The sequence below is a fragment of the Psychrobacter sp. 1Y4 genome, assembly GCF_051847555.1.
Genome location: NZ_JBPYDE010000317.1, coordinates 1 through 859, shown reverse-complemented (window position 1 = coordinate 859; position 859 = coordinate 1). Strand labels below are relative to the sequence as shown.

Genomic DNA, 859 nt, shown 5'->3' with positions numbered 1-859 from the left:
GTATCCGTGTCAATGCGATTTCAGCAGGTCCAATTCGCACGCTAGCTGCTAGTGGTATTAAATCATTCCGTAAAATGCTCGATATCAGCGAAAAAATCGCGCCACTACAACGCAATGTCAATCAGATGGAAGTAGGCAACGCAGCACTATTCCTATTATCGCCTTGGGCATCTGGTATTACGGGTGAGATCATGTTTGTTGATGCAGGTTTTAATACCGTCGCTATCAGTGAGCAGTTGATGATGCTTGATGAGCCAGCGCAATAATCATTTAAGTATTTTTTGTGTTGATGGTCATTATGAATGATTCACTCAACTATTGAAAAGGCAGTCAATTGGCTGCCTTTTCTCGTTATACTATGAGTCTTTTTGGCAGTAGGCCTTTAGGTGACGAATATGATAACCAAGTTACCAAAGTGGATTTTGTGGGGTGGGGCGGTATTGGCATTTAGTGCTGGCTGCGTGAACACAACCGCATTAATGGGATTTGCTAACTTATCGGTCTCGCATGTCACCGGCAATGTCAGCTTGTTTGCAGCAGCTATCGCTTACTCAGATTCTCGCAGTATTTTGTATATCGGTGCGCTACTATTGTCATTTTTGTCAGGGGCAATATTGAGCGGTTTTGTCATTGGGCAGACATCTTTAACACTAGGCCGTCGTTACGGGCGTGCGCTATATTTTGAAGCAGCTTTGCTAATAGCTGCCTATTGGTTATATCAGCAGCATGATTATCTCGGACAATTGGCAGCAGCGATGGCCTGCGGATTACAAAACGCGATGGTAGCCACTTATAGCGGAGCAGTTATTCGCACAACTCATTTGACAGGACTGACATCCGATACGGGTGCAGCAATCGG

At 44.8% G+C, this 859-nt stretch carries 2 protein-coding genes; both read left to right on the top strand.

Going from position 1 to position 859, the window contains the following annotated elements; translation table 11 throughout:
• On the top strand, positions 1 to 266 hold a 266-nt coding region (locus tag ACS8FC_RS16030), incomplete at its 5' end, for an SDR family oxidoreductase (protein ID WP_439297501.1).
• Between the two features lie 129 nt (positions 267 to 395).
• The coding region (locus ACS8FC_RS16025; protein WP_439297500.1) for a YoaK family protein at positions 396 to 859 on the top strand (464 nt) is incomplete at its 3' end.